Here is a 17802-nt window from a genome sequence, read left to right as displayed (position 1 = left end):
CCTTGGGGTGTAACAGCCCGATCACACAGCCACGGCAGCTTCGGCAGCCCTGGGGTGATCGACATATCCAGCGGCTCCGCCGCCATAATAGGTTTCGCGATCACTCGGGCTCAGGCTTGCCCCTGTAGCGAAGCGTTCTACCAGGTCCGGGTTGGAGATAAACGCAGCGCCAAAGGCAATGGCATCGGCAAAGCCATTGTTGATCAAAGCATTGCCGGTCTCGAAGCTATAGCCGCCATTGGCGATCAGCGGGCCGGAGTAAAGGGGCCGGAAATGCTTGGCAATATCGGCTCCAAGAGCTTCCACCGGCGTGCCTGCCAGATTGCTGATCGGGTTCATGAGGTGCAAGTAGGCCAGATTGCGCTCTGACAGCTGGCTAACCAGATGCTCAAAGGTCTTCAGGGTTTCCGCTCCCGCAACGAACTTGCCGACGCCAGTCAAGCCTGGGCTGAGCTTGATGCCAACGCGACCAGGAGCCCAGGCATCGGCCAGGGCGTCGATAATTTCCAGCGGGAGCCGCGCCCGGTTTTCGACCGAGCCGCCATAGCCATCCGTTCTGAAATTGAGGGTTTCGTAGAGGAAGGCCGGGATTAGAAAGGTGCTGATGCCATGCAGTTCAACTCCATCGAAACCGGCAATCTGCGCCAAACGAGTGGAGTTGGCAAAGTCGTCCACCGTGCGGGCGATATCGCTGAGGTCCATGGCTCTGGGCGTTACGGTTTCCTGAAAGCCGGCATTGGTAAACGTCTGCACACCAGGGTTCACCGCCGATGGAGCGAGCGGCAGTGCGCCGTCCAGCATATCAGGGTGCGAGGAAGGGCCGGTATGACCGAGCTGGACGAAAATCCGCCCGCCTGCTTCATGAACGGCATCGGTGACGCGACGCCAGCCTTCGGCCTGCTGGTGCGTGTAAAGTCCGGGTACATTTATGAAGCCCACCCCATCGCGGCTGGGCCAGGTCCCCTCGGTCAGAATGAGGCCCGCCGAAGCGCGCTGGGCGTAGTACTGGGCTTGAAGCGCATTGGGGACCAGTTCAGGATTGTTGGTCCGCGCACGGGTCATTGGCGCCATCACAATGCGGTTGGGGAGTTCGAGATCGCCCAAACGGATTGGGCGCAAAAGGACAGGGTTTAACTCGGTCATGTTCGCTCATGGGGCAAGGCGAAGCGCCAACCGCGGATCGGGCTTCTGGAGGAGGACGATGCCCGTCGACATCATTGCTCAACCTAGCTATAACCGTGCGCACCTAGAGACAAGTACCGACCTTTTAGTAAGTATGGGTAGGCGGGGGAAGAGATGACCCAAACCAAGTTCAGATGCGGCCTGGAAGCGGTGCTGGAAATTCTGGGCGGCAAGTGGAAGCCGCTTATCCTGTTCCATCTTGCCAGTGGCCCGAAGCGTACAGGACAGTTGCGCGGCCTTGTCACCAATGTGAGCGAGAAGATGCTGATCCAGCATCTCAAGGAACTGACCAATGACGGCATTATTCGCCGCATTGATTTCCGGACGGTCCCCCCGCATGTCGAATACGAACTGACCGAGTTTGGCCAGAGCTTGGCTCGTGTTCTGGCTCCGCTGTGTGAATGGGGAACACAGCATGACGGTGAAATCTCGGTTATCGTACAGAAGCGGACACTTGCGGCAGACGCGGCATAATCGGTGGGTGTTCTGGCGATGACCGCCCTACCCCCTATCCAGCGCAAGACCGATGGCCGACTGGAGGTCGGCTGCCGACCGGCCACTTCGGGGTGGGAAGGGGCCGGAGCTGCCGGTATTCAAGTGTTTCCCTTCGCACGAGTTTGGTTGCGTTCTGGCTTGTGATGGAACGCGATCGCGACACAAGCCTTAGCTGCATAGTTGCATCAAATGCCGTGGGCTCATGCTTTTCGACTCTGAACGTGCCTTGGAAGAGTTTATCCGGGATCCATCCTTTCCCTGCGTTGGCGCCAAGTCCGCCTTGGGAAAAGACCAGTTGACCACTTATGTGGCTCGCAGCCTCGACAGCGCCTGGAACGATGTCGAAATCCAGGACCAGCTCATGCGGTTCGCCTGGCGCTATCAAGAACATCCCACGCTGTTTACGAGCTTTGCGGTGATCTTCGAGGGCCCTGATGACCTTGATGAAGCGCGGTTCGAGCGGCACATGTGGGAGCGGATCCAGTCTCTGACCGCAAAGGACAGCTGGCGCGGACAAACATCGGACCCACGCGTCAGTGCAGATCCCGATGATCCGCATTTTTCGCTGAGTTTCGGCGGCCAGGGGTTCTTTGTGGTGGGCCTGCATCCCGGGGCGAGCCGCCCGGCCCGCCGCTTTGCTTATCCGACCATGATCTTCAACCTGCATGATCAGTTCGAAGCCTTGCGCGCGCAGAACCGCTACGAGAAGCTGCGCGGCTCGATCCTGGAGCGTGATCTGGAACTTGCGGGCAGCATCAACCCAATGCTGGCTCGCCACGGCACCGTTTCCGAAGCCAGGCAATATAGCGGCCGCAAAGTGCCCGATGGCTGGAGCTGTCCTTATCATCGCGAGGAAATTCCAGCCGCGGCCGACCCTTTGGGCGAAACGGAGCATTCCTGATGGACCTTGGCATCAACGAAATTGCGCCACGCTCAGGTACGGCCTTCGAGCTCAGCGCGGGGCAGATCCTGACCGTTATCGATCCGCTGGGGGGCCAGGTCGCGGACCTGTTGGCGATTTCCCGGGCCGATACTGCCGAGATGATCTCCTCGGGCCGCACCCTGGATTATGCCGAGAGCATCTATCTCACCACCGGCAATATGCTGTATTCGAACCGTTCCAACGTGATGCTCGACATCATCGAGGACACGGTCGGCCGGCACGATTTCCTGCTGACCCCGTGCAGCGAAGCAACCTTTCGCCTGTGTTACGACAATGAGCCACCCCACCAGGGCTGCCATGGCAATCTGCACCACGCGTTGATGCCCTATGGCATCGCCGAAGACGCTATTCCCGTGGCCTTTAATTGCTTCATGAACGTGCCGGTGGATGGGGTAACGGGCAAATTCAAAGTGCTGCCCCCACTGAGCAAAGCGGGAGACTTCATCCGCTTCCAGGCCCGGATGGACCTCATCATCGGGCTCACAGCATGCTCGGCGCCGGCCAGCAATGGCGGCAGCTTCAAGCCAATTCATTATTCCATCGGCTGATCGTTGGATTTTTTGCCGGTGCCAGGGCCGGCTCAAGCAATGCCGGCAGCCCGGAGATAGTCGAGGAGGTCCTCGGGAAACACCTGCTCGCTTGTTGTGGCAAGCTCCTTGTGGCTCCACCAGCGATGCTCCGCCATCACCTCGCGCTCGAGATCGGTCCAACCTTGCCGCGAGATGTCCTGGCTCGGCGCCCGAACCAGGAAGTATCGCTCATCGGCTTGCACCATCTGGCCTGAGGCCAGGGGGAATGTGGTTCTGCGCTGGCCCACCTCTAGCCCTACCTCCAGGATCAGGCCAGTTTCTTCCTCGAGTTCGCGCCGGGCGGCCTGTTCGAAGCTCTCGCCCCCGTCCACTGCGCCGCCCGGCGTCGCCCAAAAAGTTCGCCCGGCCAGCGCGCCCAAACCGTGCACGAAGCGAAACAACAGCACGCAACCGCTGGGATCGACAACCAGGAGCCGCGCTGAAGGGCGCTGAACGAGATCAGGTTTCATGCAAGCCGCCCCCATGTCGTCAATGCTGTGCTAAAACGAGCTCAGTCCCATCGGAAGCGATTTCCGAACGGGACCAGTGTCGGTAGGGTTGCCTTGCGAGATACACGTCCCCTTTTTTGCCCGCCCTAGTCGTGCAGTTTCGAAGTGATGGCTAAAGCACAACCTGCCGACAACAAACCTTATTACCAGATCGTTCGGGAGGCACTTCACGCCAATATCCGGACGGGCAAGTTACCCGCTGGGACCCGGCTGCTGGTTTCGGCAGTGGCCGACCGGCTGGGCGTGAGCCGCCCGCCCGTAAAGCGGGCCTTGGACCTGTTGGCGGCTGAAGGGGTGATCACCCCGCTGAGTTCGCAAGGCTATGTGGTCGGCGCCGGGGGTGCTGGAGAAAGCACGACGCGCACCAATCTGCACGGCCTGGCGCTGGACCTGCCAGCCGAACTTGGGAGCAATCTGGGGCAAGCCAGTTGGGAGCGCATCTTTGCGGCCGTCGAGACCGACATCATGAACTGCATTCCCTTCGGCACTTTCCAGATTTCGGAGGCCGGGATCGGGGACTATTTCGATGTCAGTCGCACCGTGGTACGTGACGTGCTTTCGCGCCTCGATGCGCGAGGGCTGATAGACAAGGATCGCAGTTCCCACTGGATTGCCGGCCCGTTCAGCGCCCGCATGCTCGATGATGCCCATGAAGTGCGCCGGCTGCTGGAGCCCGGAGCAATTGCCGCCGCGCAGCCGCATCTGGATAGCGGCATGCTGAGCAAAGCGCGTGCCGATATCGCAGCGGTGCTGGAGGGATCGGTGCCCCTCACCCAGGCCGTGCTCGACAAGCTCGAAGCGGACCTGCATGTGGAAGCGCTGCGGGCCGGCCGGAACAAGCAGCTGGCGCGGGCGGTGCAGCTGTCGCAGCTGTCGCTCGTTATCAATCGCCTGTTCGAGACCTATATCGGGCTGCACGAGGAAACCAATCTTTTGCGCGAGCACGCGCTGGTGTTTGATCATCTGCTGCTTGGCGATGGCGCTGGCGCAGCCATGGCGCTGCGCCACCATCTCGATGCGGACCATGCGCGAGCCCGGGCCCGGCTTAAAGTGCTTTCGGTGTTTGATGCCGCCGCGATCGCGCCCTATCTCACCCGCATTCACTAAAGAGTTCCTGCGTGCCCCAACGACCCAAGCTCCGCATCATCGCCCGCAGCGAAGTTCTCCCCCGCGCGGTGCTGGAACAAGCGGCGAGCGATCTGCCCTTCGACCTGGAATTCGAGCTGATCGACAGCGTCAAGGGTTTGCAGCGGGTGGTGACTACCCCCGAGAGCTTCGATGTGTACCACCAGTGGCATACGGTGGATCTGATCTGGACCGCCCGCGCCATTCAGGCCATCGACCTCAAGCGCATACGTAATGGTCAGCTGATCAAGAGCCAGGCGGTGGCGCGCCGCAGCGACGCCCGCGCCCTGGGGTCGGTGTTCAACCAGCTCTTTGTGCAGCCATCGGGCGCTATCGGCCCTGCCCCCACCGACCAGATCGTGATGCTGCCGCTGCAGCATGGCGTCGATTCCTTTGCCTTTTTGCCGGCCGCCCTCAAGGAATGGCCAGAAGGCACGCCCCATAGCTGGGGCTGGATGCTCGACAAGCGTCTGCATGGCCGGGTCGCGATCATGAGCGAACCCGTGCTGGGCATGATCGAGGCAGCCCTTGCCGTGGAGGCTTCCGAGGGGATGAGCTTTGCCGATGTCGGCAATCTCTCCATCGAGGAGATCGACATCGTCGCGGACATCCTGCTGCGCAAAAAGAAACTGGGTCACTTCAAGACTATCTGGAACAACCACTACGAGGCTGCCCGTTCCATGCACCGCGGGGCCGTGCTGCAATCGATGTTCTCGCCCGCCCTTGCCACCCTGCGCAGCCAGGGCGTGCCGGTGGTTTCGGCCGTGCCGCAGGAGGGCTTTCGCGGCTGGCATGTGGATCTGTGCATTTCGGCAGCCGCGCAAGGCGAGCAGCTGGAAGCGGCCTATGCCTATCTCAACTGGTGGATGAACGGCAAAGGCGGCGCCATCACCACCCGCCAGGGCTATTACTTCGTGCTGCCCGATCTGGTGCGGCCCCATCTGAGCGGGCCGGAATGGGATTACTGGTATGCCGGCAAGCCGGCCGAGACCGTGCTGACCAATCCGGCGGGAGAGCCCAGCATCGCACCCGGCGACCTCCGGGAAGGCGGCTCGTATCTTGAACGCATGGCGCGGGTGCGGGTCTGGAACGCCTTTATGGACGAGCACACCTATCTGGTGCGCCGCTGGCGGGAGTTTCTGGAGGCATAAAAAAGAGGCAACAGCCGGCCCTGGGTGCCGAACTGCCGCCTCAGATTCCGGGGGCCAGCACGAATGCTGGCCCCGGGTCGGGAACGCTTTGGGCGCTAGGCCGAGCGCAGCTGCTCGGTGCGCGCCCCATCCACGGCATTGCCGGAGATGGCGACGCCGTAATGCTGTTCGGCGGCCTCGGCAGAAACCAGCCCTTCCAACACGTCGAACAACACCGCCTGCGGATCGCGCTCGAAGGGATTGCCGTAACCGCCGCCGCTGGGGCCGCGCGAGATCAAGTGATCGCCGGCCTTGATCTTGTGATAGGGCACCTTGGAAACGAGGTCGGTTTCGCCGCCCGCCTGGTGGATCAGCTTGAGCGAAGCGGTATAGCCGTCCTCGCCGCCCTCATAACCCCAGGGCCGGTATTTGTGGCCATCCCCTTCCACCGAAAATGCGCCATCGGCGAGGAAGGTGAACTCGCGCACCGTGCCAATGCCGCCACGGGTGCGGCCGGCAGCGGTGGCGTCGTTGCGCAGCTCATAGCGATCAACCCGGATCGGCAGATGCGACTCGATATCTTCAATCGGATTGTTGCGGGTGTTCGCAAAGAGCGTATCCACCGCGTCCATGCCATCCGAGCCATATCGGCCGCCGTAGCTGCCTTCCAAAATCTCCATATGAACCCACTGCTTGCCGTCTTCCATGCCCGAAAAGGCGACCACGCGCAGATTGCCAATGCCGGCCGATACCTGTTGGGGCACGGCTTGGGCCAGCGCCTTCATCACGGTGTCGGCCAAGGCATTGCCGGGGCAAAAACGGGCGATCACCGGAGCTGGGAAAATCGGATTGGCGAGGGTGCCGCGGGGGGCGACAATGGTGATGGGGCGGGTGAGGCCCTCGTTCTGCGGAATGCTGCCATAGGTGACGCTGTCCAGAAGGATGGAGCGGAGCGTCAGCCAGATGGAAATATCCACGGTTCCGACCAGCGGCATGTTGATGGGCTTGTCGGGTAGTTGCGGTGCGGTACCGGTGAGATCAACGGTGATGCTGTCGCCCCGCACCTTGAGCGTGACGGCTATGGGCAGGTCCTTGCGCGAGGGATCGGCGTCGTCAAGGAAGCCATCGATGAAGGTTTTGGCGGAATAGTCTCCGTCTGGCAGCGCGGCGATGGCCGAGCGCATCAGCCGCTCGGAATAATCGAGCAGGTCCTCAAAGGCGTCCATGACGGTCTTGAGGCTGTATTTGTTGACGAGGTCGAGGAACCGTTCGGCGCCGATCTGCGCCGTTTGCACCTGGGCTTCCATGTCCCCGACAACGAGGGCGGAAGCACGGATATTGTCGCGCAGGATCGACCAGACAGCTTCATTGCGCTTGCCGGCATCCACCACCTTGATGGCCTTGAACTGCAGGCCCTCGGCATAAGTATCGACGGCATCCACAATGCCGGTGCTGCCCGGAGTTAGCGCGCCGATATCGAGATGGTGCGCTGTGGTGACCGAAAAGCCGATCAGCTGTTCGCCCAGAAACACCGGGACAGCAAAGCCGACATCGGGGCCGTGGCTGGCGCCGCCATAGGGATCGTTGTGCATGATGACGTCGCCCGGGCGCAGCGTTTCACCCCGTGCTTCCATCTGCTTGAGAATGCCGCGCACATAGCCCGGGATCGGGCCTGACTGCAGGGGGGTCGACATCTTGCATTCGCACATCTGCCGGCCGGTGGCGTCGGTCAGCGCGGTGCCGAAATCTTCACTCTCGCGGATAATGGAGGAATAGCTCATCCGCATGAGCTTGTGACCCATTTCGATGGCGATGTTCTCGAGCGCGCCCTGGATCACGGCGCCGGTGACAGGATCAACGCGGGTGGGTGCGGCCACGAGAGTTTCGGTGAGGTTCTGGCTCATTTGGCCTCTCCCAGGGTGATGATGATGCTGCCTGAAGCCTCCACAACGGCGCTGGTCGCGGGCGGCATGACGGTGGTGGAATCTTTTTGCAGGATAATGGCGGGACCTTCGAAAGCCTGGCCGACCGGCAAGGCGGTGCGCCGATAAACTGGCGTGTCAAAGGTCTTGAGCTCGCCTCCAACACGGAAAACGCTTGGCACGGTGCGCACCAGCGCTTCCTCGAGGCTGCCGCTGGCGGGGGCGCGCAGCTTGTCGATCTTGGGCATGCGGCCAATGCCGCTCACCCGCAGATTGACGATCTCAATGGGGCTTGCCTTGAACGCGTGCCCATATTCTGCCGCATGGGCGCGGTGGAAGGCTTCAAAGGTCTCGTTGAGCCCTGCTTCGGTGATGGCGCCAGCCGGGAAGGCGATCTTGAGTTCATAGCCCTGCCCCACATAGCGCAGGTCACCAATGCGCTGGAACGACACGTCTTCGCTGGTGATCTTGTCGGCGACGAACTGTGCCGAGAGCTCAGCTTCCATAGCGGAGATATCGCTGTTGATGCGCTCGAGATCGACCGCGCCCGAGACCTGGAACTGCGTGCGCGTCAGGTCATATTTGAGGTCGGTCGTCAGCAGGCCCATGGCCGAGGTGATGCCGGGGAATGGCGGCACGATCACTTCGGGGATGTCGAGCATGCGCGCCACTTCCACGCCATGCAGCGGGCCGGCGCCGCCAAAGGCGACCAGCGCGAAGCTGCGGGGGTCGATGCCCTTTTGCACGGTGCGCGAGCGGATGGCATTGGCCATATTGGAATTGATGATGGTGAGGATGCCTTCGGCCGTCTCGTTGATCGACATGCCCAGGCGCTCGGAAAGCTCGCCTACCACTTTGCGCGAGGCCGCTTCATCGAGCGTCATGCCACCGCCAAGGAAATCCTGCGCGGCAAGGCGACCCAGCACCAGATTGGCGTCGGTCACGGTGGGCTCGGTGCCGCCCCGTCCATAGGCTGCGGGACCCGGCACGGCGCCAGCCGATTGCGGACCGACACGGAAGGCGCCGCCCCGATCGATATGGGCGATGGAGCCACCACCCGCACCAATGGTGTGGATGTCGATCATCGGGGTCAGCAGCGGAAAACCGGCAATGGAGGTGGAGCGCGCATCGGTTTCCGAGAACACGCCATCGACGATAATGCCGATATCGGCGCTGGTGCCACCGATATCGAAGGTGATCAGGCGATCATGGCTGGTGAGATCGCCGATCCACTTGCCCCCCAGCACACCGGCGGCAAGGCCGGACAGCAGGGTCAGGGTTGGCTTTTCCACCACCATCTTGGGGGTGGCGACCCCGCCATTGGAAGCCATGATGCGCAGATCTCCCTGCACACCGATGGCGCGCAGCGCCTTGTCGAGATTGTCGATATAGCGGTCGACCTTGGGGCCGATAAAGGCGGCGAGCGCAGCGGTGGTGAAGCGCTCGAACTCGCGGAACTGGGGGGAGATGAACGACGAAGTGGTGACAAACGCCCCAGGCATCACCTCTTCGACGATGGCCTTGGCTTCCAGCTCATGGGCGGGATTGAGATAGGAAAACAGGAAGCAGATCGCGACCGATTCGACGCCCTCCGCCTTTAGCTCCTGGGCCGCACGGCGCACGCCCTCACGATCCAGCGGCTCCAGCTCGGCGCCGGTCGGGGGCACCAGGCGCCCACCGACGGTCTTGCGATGCTGCCGGCGCACCAGCGGGCGGTGCTGCCAGGGCAGTTCCTGGATAATGGAATAATGCTCCACGCGCTGGTGGCGCCCGATATGGATGATGTCGCGAAAGCCTTCATTGGTGATGAGGCCGGCCTTAGCGCCCTTGTTTTCCAACACCGAATTGGTGGCGGTGGTGGTGCCATGGAACACATAGTCGATACTGGAAGGCTCGACATTGTTCGCCGCACAAAGCTCGGTAATCCCCGTCATCACGCCGCGCGAGGGGTCGTCAGGCGTGGTGGAGACCTTGTGGATGGCGATGTCTCCGCTGGTCATGTCGCAATAAACCAGGTCGGTAAAGGTGCCGCCGACATCGACGCCGATCGTTTTCATCATATTCTCCGGAAGGCTATTCGTCCTTAGCGTTACGGTACTGTGGATGCATAGTCCATAATCTCTTGGTTGATTTTGCACCGCTGATCAGAAGCCGCCCAACTCTCGGAAAGACAGCACTGGCGCCTGGCAGAACACGCAGAACTTTGCTCGCCGCGAAGGCAATCGGTGCCGCATTGTTGTTCAGCGGGCGCAACACTTGGGCGAGCTGCTAATTTTCAGCGGCAACCGAACCAAAAACACCGGAAACGCAGTTGACGAGCGCCGCGAAAGCGGTTGTCAATCATGGACTATGTATACCCGTGGCGACATGTTGCGGGCGTCTTGGAGAAGGGGACGTGAGGATCATGGCAACAACAACGAGATTAGTGGCGGCCACGCTGGCGCTTGGCTTGCTTTCGGCGGGAGCGACGCAGGCGCAGGACGCCCTGGCAGCAGCGCAGGCGGACCTGGACAAATATACCGGTGTTCCCACGTTCACCGCGCCCGGCGAGCCTTTCGACGCCAAGGCCTGCATGGCCGAAAAGAGCATCCTGTCGGTGCCCGCTTCGAGCGCCGTTCCCTTCGTTGCCACCATTGCCGAAGCCATGGGCGAAATCGCCAAGGAAATCGGCTTTGAATACCAGATCTGGGAAAACCAGGGCCAGCCGACCCAGTGGGTGCAGGGCATCGAATATGGGGTCACCAACCAGTTCGACCTCATCGATCTCCTGGCCGGGGCCGATCCTCGCGTGCTCACGACGCAGATCAAGGCGGCCCGCGATGCTGGCGCCATCGTCACCGCATCCCACCTCACGGGCTTCGAGCAGGAAGTGCCCGGCGGGCTCACTGCCTCCATCCCGATCGACTACAAGCAGGCCGGCAAGCTGCTGGCTGAATGGGCCATCACCAAGACCCAGGGCAAGGCCAATGCGCTGGTGCTGATCACCAATGAAGTGCTGTCCACCGAGTCCATGATGGCGGGCATCGAGGAGGTCTTTGCTGCCCATCCCGAGAGCAAATTCACAACGGTGAATGTGTCGATCCCCGATTGGGCCAGCAAGATCCAGTCCAATGTGCAGTCTGCGATCATCGCCGACCCGACCATCAACTATATCCTGCCCATCTATGACGGCATGAACCAGTTCGTGGTACCGGCCCTGACCATCACCGGCGCCACCGACCGGGTGAAGATCGCGACCTTCAACGGCACGCCTTTCGTGCTCGACATGATCCAGAACGGCCAAGTCGAGATGGATATTGGCGAGAACCTCGACTGGATCGCCTATGGCATGCTCGACGCCCAGATGCGCCTTGTTTGCGGCCTCGATCCCGTTACGGACCCTAAGATCCCGCTGGTGATCTTTGACGCCAACAATGCCGCCAGCGCCGGAACACCCGCCGAAGTCTCCAAGGGCTATGGCGACGCCTATGTGCAAGGCTACAAGGAGCTCTGGCAGCTTTGACGCTTCCTCTTACTGCCCCAGCCGGCTCGCCCCAGGGCGGCCCGGCCAGCGCGCTGCGGGTTGAGGCCCTGTCCAAGCATTTCGGCACGACGCGCGTGTTGTCCGACGTGACGCTTGAAATCGCGCCCGGCGAAGTGCACGGGCTGTTGGGCCAGAACGGCTCGGGCAAATCGACCTTCATCAAGATCCTGGCGGGCTTTCACACCCCTGACCAGGGCGCGCGTCTGTTGGTGGGCGGCCAGGAGGTGCCCCTTCCCTTGCCGCCGGGCGAATTTCGCAAGCTCGGCATTGCCTTTGTGCATCAGCATCTGGGCCTCATCGCCTCCATGTCCGTGCTGGAAAATCTGCTGATCGGGGAGCACGCCACAGAGCCACGCTGGCGCATCAACTGGAGCGCTCAGGCACGCCGCGCCAGGGAATTGTTCGCGCGCTTCGGCCTCGCCCTCGACCCTTATGCCGAGGTGGAGAGCCTCAGTTCGGTTGAGCGGGCGCTGCTCGCCATCGTGCGCGCCTTTGATCAGCTCGAGCAAGCCAAGGGCACGCTTACCAAGCTCTTGATCCTTGACGAGCCGACGCCCTTTCTGCCGGCCAAAGATGTCGGCAAGCTGTTTGACCTGGTGCGCGCCATCGTGGCGCAAGGCGCGAGCGTGATCTTTGTTTCGCACGATATCGACGAGGTCAGCGAGATCACCGATCGCATCAGCGTGCTGCGCGATGGGCAGCTGGCCGGCTCCCTCATCACCAAATCCGCCAGCAAGGCCCAGATCGTTGAACTCATCATCGGCCGCTCGGTTGATCTGGCCACTATGCGCCCGCCTGAGCGTGAGTTTGGTTCCGAAGTCGCGATCATTGCGGGCCTGCGAGGCGGCGCGGTCGAGGATTTCTCCTTGCGCGTGCGGGGCGGAGAAGTGGTGGGGATCACCGGGTTGATCGGCTCGGGCTATGACGATGTGGTTAGCCTGTGCTTTGGCGCCACCCGGGCGGACGCGGGATTCCTGACGCTTGAGGGCACCGAGAGCGACTTGAGCCAAGCCACGCCGCACCAGTCGGTGCGCAATGGCATTGCCTTTATCCCCGGTGACCGGCTTGCGGCCGGCGTGGTGCCCACACTCAGCGTCACCGACAACGCGACCCTGCCCATCCTGCGACGCTTTGGAGGCGGCTGGTTGCTCTCGCGCAGCGCCATGCGCGCCGAAGCGGCGCGCCTCAACGCCGCCTTTGACGTGCGCCCGGCCGATCCCGAGGCGCTGATGAGCGCCCTGTCGGGCGGCAACCAGCAGAAGGTGGTGCTGGCGAAGTGGTTCCAGCTGCAGCCCAAGCTGGTGCTGCTGGACGAGCCGACGCAGGGCGTCGATATCGGGGCGCGCGAACAGGTGTTCGGCGAAATCCGCCGCATGGCTGACGCTGGTGCAGCGATCATCTGCGCCAGCTCGGATCATGAGCAATTGGCCGCGATCTGCAATCGGGTGGTCGTGCTGGGCCGAGGCCGCCAGGTGGCGGAACTCGAAGGCGCCGCCATCTCCAAATCGGCCATTGCCGAAAGCTGTTACATTACCGAAGAGACTGGAGCCAAGCTGTCATGACCCAAATCAATGCGGCTCAAGGCACAACCCGGAACTGGAACTGGGTAGTGTGGGGCGAGCGCTATGGCCTCGTTCTGGCCTGGGTGGCGGTGATCATCGTCTTTAGCCTATTGCGGCCGACGACCTTTTTCAGCTGGGCCAATTTCTCCACCATCTTCGGCTCGCAAGCGGTCCTGGTCGTCATGACGCTGGGCCTGATCGTGCCGTTGACGGCCGGCGACTACGATCTTTCCATCGCGGGCAATCTGACGCTCAGTGCCATGGTGATCGCGGTCCTCAATGTTTACTTCGACTGGCCCATCGTGGCGGCAGTGCTGGCGGCGGTAGCCACCGGTCTCGTGATCGGGGCGGTGAACGCCTTTCTCGTCCTTTATTTCCGCATCAACTCGCTGATCGTGACCCTGGGCATGGGCACGTTCCTCCATGGCATCACGCTGTGGATCTCGAACTCCAACACCATCAGCGGCATCGATTTTGCCATCACCAATGCGGTTATTGTCACCCGCTTGTTCGGCATTCCCATGGCCTTCTATTACGCGCTGATCGTTGCGGCGATCATCTGGTATATCTTCACCTTCACCGCCGCCGGTCAGCGCCTGCTGTTTGTGGGCCGCGGGCGTGAAGTCGCCCGGCTCTCGGGCATTCGCGTTGATCAGGTTCGCGCGGTCACTTTCCTGGTTTCGGGAGCTCTGGGCGGCCTGGCCGGCGTGCTGTTTGTCGGCTCGCTGGGCGCGGCTGACCCCAATTCGGGCCTCACTTACCTCCTGCCTGCCTTTGCCGCGGCATTCCTGGGTGCTACCAGCATCACGCCCGGTCGCTTCAACCCCATCGGCTCGGTGATCGCCGTTTATTTTCTCGTCACCGGCATCACGGGCCTGTCGATCTTGGGCATCAGCACTTTTGTGCAGGATCTGTTTTATGGCGGCGCCCTGGTCATCGCGGTTTGCCTGTCTCAACTCGTCCGCGGCCGCCAGGAGCGTTTGTCTTGACCCCCATCACCATCGACCCCGCGCTGGTTGAAGCCATGATCATGGAAATGGGAGCCATTGGCGCCCATAGCGGCACCGGCGTGTGGCGCACCGTTTATTCGCCCGAATGGGTGGCGGCCAATGACCTCTTTGCCCGCTGGGCCGCGGAAGCCGGCCTCAGCGTCAGCCGCGACGCGGTGGGCAATGTCTGGGGCAAGCTCGAGGGCAGCCAGGGCGGACGATCCATCGTTTCGGGCTCGCACATCGACACCCAATGTCCGGGCGGGCGCTATGACGGCACGCTGGGAGCCCTGAGCGCCCTCATCGCCCTGCGGGCACTCAAGGCGCAATACGGCCAGCCCAAGCGGACACTGGAAGCCGTTTCGTTATGCGAAGAGGAAGGCAGCCGCTTTCCCACCGCCAATTTCTGGGGTTCGCGCGCCATCACCGGCGCCATCCAGCAAGGCGACGCCGACAACACCCATGACTTCGATGGCATGAGCATTGCCGATGCCATGCGCGCAGTGGGCCTTGATCCCAGCCGGATCGCCACGGCGCAGCGGGACGATATCGAGAGCTTTGTGGAACTCCATATCGAGCAGGGCCCGATCCTCGAACATGCCGACCTGCCGGTGGCCATCGTTGATGCCATCACCGGCCTGCGGCACTACCGGGTGACGTTGCGGGGCGAGCAGAACCATGCCGGCGCCTTCCCCATGGATCTGCGCCGTGATCCCATGGCCGGTTTCCTTGAAATCGGCAGTGGCGTGATCAACACCGCCCACCGGCTCGGACGCCCTGCCGTGACCACGATCGGCCGAGTGGAGGTCAATCCCAATGGCGCCGCCGTGGTGCCGCGTGAAATCCGCTTCACCATCGATGTGCGCCACCCCCACCCCGCCAAAGGCGAGGAGCTTTACCGCCTCCATGAGCAATTGATGCTGGAAGTAGCCGCACGGCGCGGGCTCGAGATCGAATGGGATATCGGCACTGAAAAGGCGCCTTGCCTCAGCGACCCAGACCTTGTGGCCACCTTCCGCCAGGCAGCGGCAGATCAGGGCGTGCCCACCCTGACCATGGCGAGCGGCGCCGGGCACGACACCCAGCAAATGGCCAAGATCGCCAAAACCGTGATGATCTTTGTGCGCTCCGAAAAAGGGCGCAGCCACACGCCTGAGGAATTTTCAACCATCGCCGACATTGTCGCGGGCATCCAGGTGCTGGCCGCCGGGCTATATACAATTGCTTACTGATCGTGGGATTTCGCCCATCGCCAAGAGCTGACGAGGCGCCGGATGGCAGCTTGTGCTGGTGGGCCCCAGGTCGCCTTCCCGCCGGGTCGACCGTGAACACCATCATCGCCGATAATCAGGCACACGAGAGCCTTGCCGAGTGCCCAACCGCGGGCACGGCGCAGGGTTGCTGCGTCAATTGCCGGGCGATAGCTGTCCCAGAAGCGACTGATTGCGCCATCAGGCAGCAGCAGCCACGCGGCACCCAGGTCGCAGGCAGGATCGCCTGCACACATGTCCCCAAAGTCAACGACGCCGCAAAAATCACCCCCTCTGGTCAGCAGATTGGCCGGGTGTAGGTCCGCATGAAGCCACATGGCTTGGCCCGTCCACGCAGGGGCGGTCACGGCGTCAGCCCAGATGTCCCGCAGATCATCCGGATCGGCGATCAGCCGACGATCGGTTGCGTCTTTCAGGAACCGGGCAACTCCTTCGCTGGATGTGGCCAGGGATCCGCCTCTGCCGTGTCGCCCGATTGGTGCAGCAGGAGGCGCGGGGTGGTGAAGCGCTGCCAGGAAAGCCGCAAGGCTTTCTGCGGCTTGAAGGCCAAGAGTCGCAGGGGCGCGGTCCGCAGGCTCGCCAGGAACCCAGGTCGTCACGATCCATGTGCGCGGGAACAGCTCGGAAGGTTGCCCAAGTCTTTTGGGAACAGGTATCGGCAGCGGAAGACGCGGGGCCATGGCAGGCAAGAAAGCGTACTCCTTGAGGAGGAGTTCATCCGCATCTTGGGTCGACCAGGGCAAACGAACTGCGAGGTTGTCCCCCAGCCGCCACATCTGATTGTCCCAACCCAAAGCCCCCAAAACCAGCGGCAACTCGGCCAAGTCCGGGTGCTGTTCGCCAAGCAGCTTCGCGATCAGGTCCGCGTCGAGTGCCGCCTTGGTATCGCTCATTCGGTCGCCCTTGTTGGATGATGCTCGCCGCGCCAAGTGGTGCCGCTGCTGGTAGGCAGCAGACCAAACAGCACAAATTGTGGCCACGCCGGGGACGCGCCAAGCAGGCGGCCGAGATGTCTGCCCTTTTCCTCCTGTTTCACCCTCGACAGCTGAAATGGCGTCGTAGCGTTCGGGGCAGTGAGTGCGCCCCAGTCGGTCGTTCTCTGCGGGGTATACGGTTTGGACGCTGCCCCAGCCGGTTGCCAGCCGATCGACCCCGCTCGCCCGAGTGCCGTGTTCAATGGAGGACCCGCTGCAAGCGGTCAAAATGTATTGACCCCGTTGATGCAACGGGAAGGAAGGTCGGGGATTGCTCCAACCAGGTGGTCGTTGCCGGTCGCCCGGAAAACGCCGCCTTCCTGCAGTTATCACAATGGGAGTTCTCGATGCCTCGCCTTTCCCTTTTGCTTGTCGGGACCGTACTCTCCACGGCGGCACTGATGCCCCCTGTATTGGCGCAAGCGCCCACCGTGCAGACGCAAGCCCCAAATGCGCCTGATCAGGAGCCGGCCTTCGCCCAGCAGACGCGAGCACCACTGCCGGAAAACCCCGCTGCTGTTGAAACGGAAGTGGTGGCAAGTGATCTGCCGCAACTTTGGGCGCTGGAATTTCTTCCGGACAACCGCATGTTGGTGACGGCCAAAGCCGGGGCGCTGCACATCATCAGCGAAGATGGCGAAGTGAGCGCGCCGGTCGAGGGTGTTCCCGCTGTCGACAGCGAAGGACAGGGGGGGCTGCTCGATGTGGCGCTGGCGCCGGACTTCGAGAGCTCGGGCCTGATTTTCTTTTCGTTCTCCGAACCGCGCGAGGGCGGCAATGGCACATCCGTGGCCAAAGCCCGACTGGTGATGAACGATGATGGCGGCGCCAGCCTCGAGGATATGGAGGTGATCTTCCAGCAGATGCCCACCTATGACGGCACCAAGCACTTCGGCTCTCGCCTCGTGTTCGGCACGGATGGATCCTTGTTTGTTACCGTGGGCGAGCGTTCCGACGTGGAGCCGCGGGTGCAGGCACAGGATCTGGGCTCTGGCTTGGGCAAGATCTTCCGCATCGACCAGAATGGCGATCCGCTTCCCGACAATCCTTTTGTGGATGTGGAGGGCGCCCTGCCCGAGATTTGGAGCCTTGGGCACCGCAACATGCAGTCGGCGGCGCTGGACGGGCAAGGCCGTTTATGGGCAGTGGAACATGGGCCCAAGGGCGGTGACGAACTCAATCGTCCCGAGCCTGGCACCAATTATGGCTGGCCTGAAGTCACCTACGGGATCGACTATAGTGGCAAGCCGATCGGTGAGGGCATTACCCAGGACGCTGAAACCACCCAGCCGGTCTATTATTGGGATCCGGTGATCGCCCCATCAGGCATGGCCTATTACGAGGGGGATGAATTCCCGCAATGGCAGGGTGCGTTTCTGGTCGGTGGGCTGGTGGCGCAATCCATTGTTGTCCTGCACCTCAACGACAAAGATCAGGTCGAAACCGAGGAATGGGTGCCGCTCCAAGCCCGGGTGCGAGATGTCAAGGTCGGGCCCGACGGCGCGGTCTATGCGGTAACCGAAGATGCCGAACGGGGCACCTCCGAGATCGTCCGCATCACCAACGCGTCGTAAGCTCGACCGGAGCTTGCATTGGCGCGGCCTGATA

At 62.2% G+C, this 17802-nt stretch carries 15 protein-coding genes; 10 read left to right on the top strand and 5 right to left on the bottom strand.

All coding sequences use genetic code 11. From position 1 onward, the window contains the following. Nucleotides 1–21: 21 nt before the first annotated feature. Entirely contained in the window at nt 22–1143 is a 1122-nt protein-coding gene (locus AC3YMN_RS16045) for an alkene reductase (RefSeq protein ID WP_489890777.1), read from the bottom strand. Nucleotides 1144–1296: 153 nt separating this feature from the next. Here AC3YMN_RS16045 and AC3YMN_RS16040 point away from each other — a divergent pair, with 153 nt between their 5' ends. The 3 genes from AC3YMN_RS16040 to AC3YMN_RS16030 all read left to right on the top strand — a co-directional run bounded on the left by AC3YMN_RS16040 (nt 1297) and on the right by AC3YMN_RS16030 (nt 3168). Next, nucleotides 1297–1656, top strand: a complete 360-nt coding sequence (locus tag AC3YMN_RS16040) for a winged helix-turn-helix transcriptional regulator (RefSeq protein ID WP_489890776.1) — start codon at nt 1297–1299, stop codon at nt 1654–1656. 223 nt (nt 1657–1879) lie between these two features. After that, nucleotides 1880–2578, top strand: coding sequence for a guanitoxin biosynthesis heme-dependent pre-guanitoxin N-hydroxylase GntA (gene gntA, locus AC3YMN_RS16035; protein WP_489890775.1), 699 nt, complete (start codon nt 1880–1882; stop codon nt 2576–2578). After that, nucleotides 2578–3168 carry a DUF1989 domain-containing protein gene (locus AC3YMN_RS16030; protein WP_489890774.1) on the top strand — a complete coding sequence of 197 codons (591 nt, stop codon included), beginning with the start codon at nt 2578–2580 and terminating at the stop codon, nt 3166–3168. Before gntA ends, AC3YMN_RS16030 begins: the two co-directional genes overlap by 1 nt. Before the next feature lie 32 nt (nt 3169–3200). Here the strand turns inward: AC3YMN_RS16030 and AC3YMN_RS16025 are convergent, their stop codons facing one another. After that, nucleotides 3201–3659 carry an NUDIX hydrolase gene (locus tag AC3YMN_RS16025; protein ID WP_489890773.1) on the bottom strand — a complete coding sequence of 153 codons (459 nt, stop codon included), beginning with the start codon at nt 3657–3659 and terminating at the stop codon, nt 3201–3203. A 147-nt stretch (nt 3660–3806) separates the two neighbouring features. On the opposite strand from AC3YMN_RS16025, the gene AC3YMN_RS16020 reads away from it, so the two are divergent. Both AC3YMN_RS16020 and AC3YMN_RS16015 read left to right on the top strand, forming a co-directional pair. Next, nucleotides 3807–4805, top strand: a complete 999-nt coding sequence (locus AC3YMN_RS16020; RefSeq protein ID WP_172125775.1) for a GntR family transcriptional regulator — start codon at nt 3807–3809, stop codon at nt 4803–4805. 11 nt (nt 4806–4816) lie between these two features. Then, nucleotides 4817–5974 (top strand): ABC transporter substrate-binding protein, encoded by a 1158-nt coding sequence (locus AC3YMN_RS16015; protein ID WP_127754432.1) that lies wholly within the window; start codon nt 4817–4819, stop codon nt 5972–5974. Nucleotides 5975–6069: 95 nt separating this feature from the next. Here the strand turns inward: AC3YMN_RS16015 and AC3YMN_RS16010 are convergent, their stop codons facing one another. Both AC3YMN_RS16010 and AC3YMN_RS16005 read right to left on the bottom strand, forming a co-directional pair. Then, on the bottom strand, nt 6070–7857 hold the full coding sequence (locus AC3YMN_RS16010) for a hydantoinase B/oxoprolinase family protein (protein WP_489890772.1): 1788 nt from the start codon (nt 7855–7857) through the stop codon (nt 6070–6072). After that, on the bottom strand, nt 7854–9932 hold the full coding sequence (locus tag AC3YMN_RS16005) for a hydantoinase/oxoprolinase family protein (RefSeq protein ID WP_489890771.1): 2079 nt from the start codon (nt 9930–9932) through the stop codon (nt 7854–7856). The genes AC3YMN_RS16010 and AC3YMN_RS16005 overlap by 4 nt, the downstream gene beginning before the upstream one ends. Before the next feature lie 347 nt (nt 9933–10279). Between AC3YMN_RS16005 and AC3YMN_RS16000 the strand changes: the two genes are divergently transcribed. From AC3YMN_RS16000 to AC3YMN_RS15985, 4 genes are read left to right on the top strand one after another with little or no spacing between them, the layout of a single operon-like run. Then, nucleotides 10280–11377, top strand: a complete 1098-nt coding sequence (locus AC3YMN_RS16000; RefSeq protein ID WP_172125773.1) for a sugar ABC transporter substrate-binding protein — start codon at nt 10280–10282, stop codon at nt 11375–11377. Then, complete coding sequence (locus AC3YMN_RS15995; protein WP_489890770.1) at nt 11374–12960, top strand: sugar ABC transporter ATP-binding protein; 1587 nt, start codon at nt 11374–11376, stop codon at nt 12958–12960. Before AC3YMN_RS16000 ends, AC3YMN_RS15995 begins: the two co-directional genes overlap by 4 nt. Then, on the top strand, nt 12957–13949 hold the full coding sequence (locus AC3YMN_RS15990) for an ABC transporter permease (protein ID WP_489890769.1): 993 nt from the start codon (nt 12957–12959) through the stop codon (nt 13947–13949). The genes AC3YMN_RS15995 and AC3YMN_RS15990 overlap by 4 nt, the downstream gene beginning before the upstream one ends. Then, nucleotides 13946–15181: a Zn-dependent hydrolase gene (locus AC3YMN_RS15985; protein ID WP_489890768.1), complete on the top strand. Its 1236-nt coding sequence runs from the start codon at nt 13946–13948 to the stop codon at nt 15179–15181. The genes AC3YMN_RS15990 and AC3YMN_RS15985 overlap by 4 nt, the downstream gene beginning before the upstream one ends. Here AC3YMN_RS15985 and AC3YMN_RS15980 read toward each other — a convergent pair. Continuing rightward, the gene (locus AC3YMN_RS15980) at nt 15175–16113 is read right to left on the bottom strand and encodes an aminoglycoside phosphotransferase family protein (RefSeq protein WP_489890767.1); all 939 of its coding nucleotides are present in this window, start codon (nt 16111–16113) and stop codon (nt 15175–15177) included. The genes AC3YMN_RS15985 and AC3YMN_RS15980 overlap by 7 nt on opposite strands. A gap of 428 nt (nt 16114–16541) precedes the next feature. Between AC3YMN_RS15980 and AC3YMN_RS15975 the strand changes: the two genes are divergently transcribed. Beyond that, nucleotides 16542–17768, top strand: a complete 1227-nt coding sequence (locus AC3YMN_RS15975) for a PQQ-dependent sugar dehydrogenase (protein ID WP_489890766.1) — start codon at nt 16542–16544, stop codon at nt 17766–17768. Nucleotides 17769–17802: the final 34 nt, after the last annotated feature.

Source organism: Devosia sp. Z11_6 (assembly GCF_058133665.1).
This window is presented reverse-complemented; position numbering and strand designations above follow the sequence as displayed.

Bases quoted from the DNA above. Each gene is read 5' to 3' on its own strand.
- AC3YMN_RS16045 (WP_489890777.1), bottom strand. From the start codon at position 1,143: ATGACCGAGTTAAACCCTGTCCTTTTGCGCCCAATCCGTTTGGGCGAT.
- AC3YMN_RS16040 (WP_489890776.1), top strand. From the start codon at position 1,297: ATGACCCAAACCAAGTTCAGATGCGGCCTGGAAGCGGTGCTGGAAATT.
- gntA (WP_489890775.1), top strand. From the start codon at position 1,880: ATGCTTTTCGACTCTGAACGTGCCTTGGAAGAGTTTATCCGGGATCCA.
- AC3YMN_RS16030 (WP_489890774.1), top strand. From the start codon at position 2,578: ATGGACCTTGGCATCAACGAAATTGCGCCACGCTCAGGTACGGCCTTC.
- AC3YMN_RS16025 (WP_489890773.1), bottom strand. From the start codon at position 3,659: ATGAAACCTGATCTCGTTCAGCGCCCTTCAGCGCGGCTCCTGGTTGTC.
- AC3YMN_RS16020 (WP_172125775.1), top strand. From the start codon at position 3,807: ATGGCTAAAGCACAACCTGCCGACAACAAACCTTATTACCAGATCGTT.
- AC3YMN_RS16010 (WP_489890772.1), bottom strand. From the start codon at position 7,857: ATGAGCCAGAACCTCACCGAAACTCTCGTGGCCGCACCCACCCGCGTT.
- AC3YMN_RS16005 (WP_489890771.1), bottom strand. From the start codon at position 9,932: ATGAAAACGATCGGCGTCGATGTCGGCGGCACCTTTACCGACCTGGTT.
- AC3YMN_RS16000 (WP_172125773.1), top strand. From the start codon at position 10,280: ATGGCAACAACAACGAGATTAGTGGCGGCCACGCTGGCGCTTGGCTTG.
- AC3YMN_RS15990 (WP_489890769.1), top strand. From the start codon at position 12,957: ATGACCCAAATCAATGCGGCTCAAGGCACAACCCGGAACTGGAACTGG.
- AC3YMN_RS15980 (WP_489890767.1), bottom strand. From the start codon at position 16,113: ATGAGCGATACCAAGGCGGCACTCGACGCGGACCTGATCGCGAAGCTG.
- AC3YMN_RS15975 (WP_489890766.1), top strand. From the start codon at position 16,542: ATGCCTCGCCTTTCCCTTTTGCTTGTCGGGACCGTACTCTCCACGGCG.